The sequence below is a fragment of the Streptomyces sp. NPDC096176 genome (genome assembly GCF_044763255.1).
Taxonomy (GTDB): Bacteria; Actinomycetota; Actinomycetes; order Streptomycetales; family Streptomycetaceae; genus Streptomyces.
The window spans coordinates 1,086,453-1,092,452 of sequence record NZ_JBIWFV010000001.1 but is presented as its reverse complement, the minus strand read 5'-3'; the positions used below and the strand labels follow the sequence as shown (position 1 = coordinate 1,092,452).

Sequence of the window (6,000 nt, the reverse complement as noted above, 5' to 3'; positions counted from 1 at the left end):
TGATCTTGTGGATCTTCGTGGCGTGCGCCTCGCCCAGCGCACCGCCGAAGATCCGGAAATCGTGCGCGTACACGAAGACCGTCCGGCCCTCCACCGTGCCCCAACCGGTGATCACACCGTCGGTGTACGGCTTCTTCGCCTCCAGCCCGAAACCCTGCGCACGATGCCGGCGCAGCTGCTCCACCTCACGGAACGAGCCCTCGTCCAGCAGCAGAGCGATCCGCTCACGCGCCGTCAGCTTCCCCTTGGCATGCTGCGCCTCGGTCGCCTTCTCACTCGGCCCGCGCACGGCCTGCTCGCGCAGCGCCTGCAGCTCGGCCACCCGGCCCCGGGCGTCGGTCGGCTCGCTGGTGGTCTCGTCCAAAACGGTCATGCATCGACCCTACGGATCCGACCAAGAAAACCCTGCCGTCGACTCTGTACAGTCTCGCGCCCGTTCTCCTGTCGGCCTTCGACAGAACCATTCCGCACAGAGCGCCAACCACCAGCTCAGGCCAGCTGTCCTTTGTCGGGGTCCGACAAGCACGTCGGCTGAGAGCCACCTCACAGCCCGGACACGCCGCATACTCCGGTCGGGTTAATTCGGCGGCCGGCCCACCGTACCGGGCCGCCCGCCGGAGGCACTCAGCTCCCACCGGAAATGCTCAGCTCCCGCAATGGAAGCGGGCGTCGCCCCAGTCGGCGTGGTCGTTGCCGTTGCCGTCACCGCCGTCGCCGACGATCAACTCGACGTAGTCGGCGCCCGTGACGTCCGCGATCAGCGGCCAGGCCGCGTCCGTGGCCTTCAGCACCGGGGAGGCGGCCTTCTCCGTGCCGTCGGCCAGGACACTGAAGCGCACGCTCCCGCGCGACGTCTGGACATCGTCCACGCCCAGGTCCGCGGTGAAGGAGGTGCACTTTCCGCCCAGGTAGTACCGGACCTTCGCCGGCGCGTGGCTGCCGAGCCCCTTGTCGTAGGTCACTCCCCCGATCCTGAGCGGGCTGCCGTCACCGGTGCCGGTTTCGCCGTTGGACAGGTCGCGCTCGACCGGGCCCCAGCCGTTCTCGGCGGACGTCCAGTCGAGGTCGCTCGCCCAGGCGTCGGCGGCCGGCGGCGGCGGAAGGGTGCGGACAGAGGTCGCGGCGGTGAGCTTCCGCGCGGAGCCGCCCACGGTGTACGTAGCGGTCGAGCCGATGGAGTACGCGCGGTACTCGGCGTCGACGGGCGGTGTGACCTGCCATGTCCCGGTGGCCTTGGCGCCGGGTGCGACGGTTTCGAAGGACACCGGGCCGGTCGGTTCCGCCTTCCACCCCTCGGGCAGTCGGAGGGCCAGCTCCACACGGGCGGCGGCGGTCGTCTCGTCGTTGGTGAAGACGGCCTCGACCTCGTTCTTCTCGCCGGGTTCGAGGGTGGGCGGGGCACTCACGCCGAGCGTGCCGCAGGCGGCCCGCTCCGCGGCCGGGCCGAGGTCGGTGACCGTGAAGGCGTCCAGCACGAAGTCCGCACCGTCCGGAGCGTCGCCACGCTTGCGCAGCCCCGTCCAGGTGTCGCCGCAGCCCGCTGTCACCGTCTCGGAGAAGTGGCCGGTGGAGCTCCCCCGGCTACCGCTGGGAGGTGCCCCCTGCCGGCCGACGGGGGTGCGGCGGCGCTCGACGGAGCCGCCGGTGGCCCGGTCGTAGCCGGTGACCCACTCGTAGGCGCCGGCGTGGCTGGACTGGTAGTCGTACTCCACCCGGTAGCTGTGCCCGTCCTTCATCGGTACGGTCCAGGGCGCGGTCCGGTACACCAGGCCAGTGTTCTCGTCGTGGGCCTTGAGGGACTCCTTGCCGCCGAGCACGTCGTCGATCAGCTTCCCGTTCCAGCCGGCCTGGGTGTACGGGGCGTGCAGTTGGCTCACATGGGTGCGCGGGTCGGTGGCACCGCCCGCGTCGCCCTTGAGGAAGGGGCCCCAACCCTGATCCACGGCCTCGAAGTCCTCGTGGACGAGCGATCCGGGCCTGGTGGCGGGCGCGTTGGCGACGATGCGCACGTCGTCGATCCGCACCCGAGCGTCGTGGCCGGCCCCGGCCTCGATCTTCAGCGTCGTCGTGCCCTTCGGCGCGGTGAAACCGACCTTGGCGCGCTGGAAGTACGTGCCGTGCCAGTCGGAGGCGGCGACCTGGTTCCTGGCGGTGGAGCGTTCGACGGCCACGCTCCTGCCGCCGATGGACAGGGTTGTACGGCGGGAGGCGTCGGGCTCGACCTCGATCCATGCGGACGCGGTGTACCGCTCGCCCGCCTCGAGGCCCTTGATGCGCTGCGAGAGGGCGGAGGCCGTGGGGCCGTCGAGCGCGGCGCTGTTGCGGCCCTGGTCGTCGGTGTCCCGGCCGACCGTGCCCTGCCGGTTCCAGGCGCCGAGGCCGGCGTCGTTGAAACCGGGGTCGGCGACCGGGCCACCCTCGCCCCAGCGGGCGTCACGCTGCTCGGGGGCGTCGTCGGGGTAGAGCACGTACGGCTGTCCGGCGGTGGCGGTGAGCGTGATCCTGCCGTCCTTCGGGCGTACGGTGCCGGTCTTCACCCGGCCGTTGTCGGTGAGCTTGTGGACGGTGTACCCCCCGTCGCCGGTCACGCCCCAACTCGTGGTGCCACCGGCCTTGTTGTAGTGGTACAGCTTTCTGCCGCCGTCCCACGGGAGCAGGTAGCGGTCGCCGTCCAGGACCTTGCGGTCGTGGTCGTAGAAGGTACGGCGGCCGTCCTCCACGGTGCCGCGCAGGCCGCCGGTGAAGCGGAGGTCGTTGCCGTTCCAGCGGGTGATCCGTTCTTGCTGGAGGTACTTGGCGGGCAGGTCGCGCTGCCAGACATTGTCGTAGAAGGCGTCCCAGTCGGTCTCGCCGGTCCAGCCCTCGAAGTCCTCGAGGGCGCTCTGGCCGAGGACCGGGTGGTTGTTCCAGATGTCCTTCTCGCTGTGGCGGATGAAACGGATGATCTGCGAGTTGAGGCCCTTGTTGGTGACGCCGCCGTAGTCGAGGTCGTTGGCCCAGTGGGACCACAGCGACGCCCGCTCGAACTTGTCGGACCATTCCGTGCCGACGCTCCAGCCCTGCTTCTGGACCGCCTGCATCGTCTTGTCGGCGATCCAGCCGTGCGAGTAGTAGACGTCGATGTAGAGGAAGTTCAGGTTGCGGTGGGTCTCGTCGCGCAGCTGCTGGAAGCGTGCGGCCAGGTCGCCGCTGTTGATGTCGCGTCGCTGGTCGATGTAGTAGCTCTGGTTGAGCCAGTTCCAGCCCGGCTTCGTCTTGTCGACGAGCTTCTCGTCGAAGGCGTTCGCCTCAGGGTAGGACTCGGTGGCGTTGACGTGCACGCCGAAGGTCGCGCCCCACTCCTCGCCGGCCTCGAGGAGCTTGTTGAGGTCGGTGAGTCCGCCGGCGCGCTTGTTGTAGTTGCCGCCGTAGTCCGGGTGGGCCGAGTCGTGGCCCTCCGAGCCGTAGCCCTTGAGCACGGCCAGCTGGCCGAGCCCGTCGGTGGCGAGCGAGATGCGCTTGACGTCGTCGAGGGTGCGCAGGAAGGGGTGGGTGGCCTGGCTGGCGAAGTTGAACGGGATGTGGGTGACCACGCGGTCCGCGGTGTCCTTGCTGCCGGGTGCGGTGATGCCGATGGAGCGGAAGGCGATGGCGCCGTCCTGCCAGTCGACGTTGCGATCACCGTTGGCGTCGGGCGTGACCACGACCTTCGCCCAGGGCAGGTTGTCGCCGCTCTCCGGCTTCGGTGCGCCTGCCCCGCGGTACGTCCACTGCCCCGACCAGACGCCCACGCGCGTGGAACCGTCCGCGTCCTTGGTCGCCCGGTGCCAGAAGCGGGCGTCGTCGCCGCCGGTCGGACCGCTGGGCCTGTCGTAGGAGGAGTTGGACTCGACGGCGGCGGCGAGCTTGCCGGTGTTGACGATGGCGTACGAGGCACCCACCGGGGCCGCGTCGGCGGGGGTCGCGGCGGTGACCTCCGTGAAGACGTCCGCGGTCCGCGTCGAGTCGGGGTCGAGCCGGGTGAACGCGGTGGCCGCGCCCCGCTCCGTACTGCCCACGGACACCAGGTCGTGACCCGGTATGTCGATCGTGCCGACCCGGAAGGCGTCGCTGTCGCGGACTGCGGTCACCTTGAACGTCACGGCACTGCCCGAGACCGACAGGACGGCGTCCATCTCGACGGCGGGCAGCTCCGGGAAGACGAGGGTGTAGCGCGCAGCCGCCCGCTCGACATGGGGCGGGGCGTCGAGACGGACCTCGTACGGCGTGCCGTTGAGGGTCACTTCGGTGACGGGGGCGGTGCTGCCGAGCAGCGAGGCGCCGGACGCGCGATCGGTGTACGACAGGACGCGGGGGAAGTCGTCGGCGACGCTCACCGAGAGCCGGCCGGAGCTGAGGACGGGCCCGGCACCGGACGCCGACACGGCTCCGGGCCCGTCGGCCGGTGGTGCCGGGTGTGCGGGCCCGGCCAGGGCGAACACGGCACAGGAGGCGACGGCCAGCGCGCAGGCCGCACGGTGTCTACGAGGCATGGGAACTGAGTAGTCGTCCGTTCTTCGCGGCGTCAACGAAGTCGGTGACGGCCGCGTCCGGCAGTCCAACAACCGCCGAGCGTTAGTCCAAGTCGCCCTCCGGAGGCGGCGCCTTGTGAAAGTACCGGCGAATTGAGAGCGCTCTCAGCAACAACTCTTGACGACCGCCCCACCCGTGGCGAGAGTGGGACTCCCCCCACAACAGCAGGAGTTCATCCCGTGATATCCCGCCGTACGTTCCTTACCGGCGCTGCCGCCACCGCCACAGCGCTCACCTACCCCGCCTGGGGAAGCGCTCTCAGCCCCGACGCGGGCGCCGCGCCCGCCACCTGCGAACTCGCCCTGGAGAACTCGTCCCTGCCCGGCACGGTCCACGCCTACGTCACCGGCCACGAGGACGGCACCGGCGACTGGGTACTGCTGCGCGCCGACGGCAGTGTCCACAAGCCGTCCTCCCCCTCCGCGCCGCAGACCCCGCTGGGCGTCGACTGTTCCATCCCGCTGCGTGCCGCCGGCGAGGGTCCGGTGGTCCTGACGCTGCCGCGGATGTTCGGCGCGCGGGTCTACTTCGTCCGCGACAACAAGCTGGACTTCTTCGTCAACCCCGGCCCGTCCCTGGTGGAACCGGCCTTCGCCACACCGGCCGACCCCAACTACGGCCGCATCTGGTCGTTCTGCGAGTTCACCTTCAACTCCTCGCAGCTGTACGCCAACATCAGCTACGTCGACCTGGTGACAGCGCTGCCCATCGGCCTCACGCTCACCGGCGACGCGACCCACGCGGTCGCCCCGCTCCCCGACGGGGCGCTGGAGCAGATCACGGCCGACCTGATCGCCCAGGCGGGCCGGGACGGGCAGCCGTGGGACAAGCTGGTGATCCGGGGCGGCGAAGGCCAGGTCCTGCGGGCGATCTCGCCACAGACGCTGATGGCGCCCTACTTCGAACGCCCGGCCGAGATGCCCTTCCGTGACGTCTTCGACGCGTATGTCGACCGGGTGTGGGACAAGTACCGCGCGGAGGATCTCCGGGTGGACCTGCAGGGCGGGCGAGGCGTGCTCGCCGGGCGGGTCAACGGTGATGTGCTGACCTTCCAGGGCGGCCACACCTTCGCCAGGCCGTCATCGCGGGACATCTTCACCTGCAACCACGGCCCGTTCGCCAACAACCCGAACGACCCGGACGACAAGAAGGCCCTACTGGCCCGGATCTCGGCGGCGTTCAACCGGACCACCCTGCTGACCCACCCGGAACAGCCGAACGGCGCGACCGCGGCCGACTACTACCGCGACCCGTCGACGAACCACTGGTCGCGTGTCGTCCACGCCAACTCCCCGATCGGATACGCCTTCCCGTACGACGACGTCCGCCCGGACGGGCAGCCCGACGTCTCCGGCGCGGCGCACGACGGGAATCCGAGGCGCTTCACGGTGAGCGTCGGGTCCTGAGCGTACGTATCCCTTGATGCCCGTGCGGGCGTCCGGTCCGGGG

The 6,000-nt window shown here is 70.3% G+C and carries 3 protein-coding genes; 1 reads left to right on the top strand and 2 read right to left on the bottom strand.

Going from position 1 to position 6,000, the window contains the following annotated elements; translation table 11 throughout:
- The coding region (locus ACIQ7Q_RS05130) for a carboxyl transferase domain-containing protein (protein ID WP_403856361.1) at window positions 1-373 on the bottom strand (373 nt) is incomplete at its 3' end.
- A gap of 271 nt (window positions 374-644) precedes the next feature.
- A complete protein-coding gene (locus ACIQ7Q_RS05125; RefSeq protein WP_403856359.1) occupies window positions 645-4,511 on the bottom strand; it encodes an endo-alpha-N-acetylgalactosaminidase family protein in 3,867 nt (1,288 codons plus the stop codon).
- A gap of 219 nt (window positions 4,512-4,730) precedes the next feature.
- Here ACIQ7Q_RS05125 and ACIQ7Q_RS05120 point away from each other — a divergent pair, with 219 nt between their 5' ends.
- Complete coding sequence (locus ACIQ7Q_RS05120) at window positions 4,731-5,957, top strand: glycoside hydrolase family 64 protein (protein WP_403856358.1); 1,227 nt, start codon at window positions 4,731-4,733, stop codon at window positions 5,955-5,957.
- Window positions 5,958-6,000: the final 43 nt, after the last annotated feature.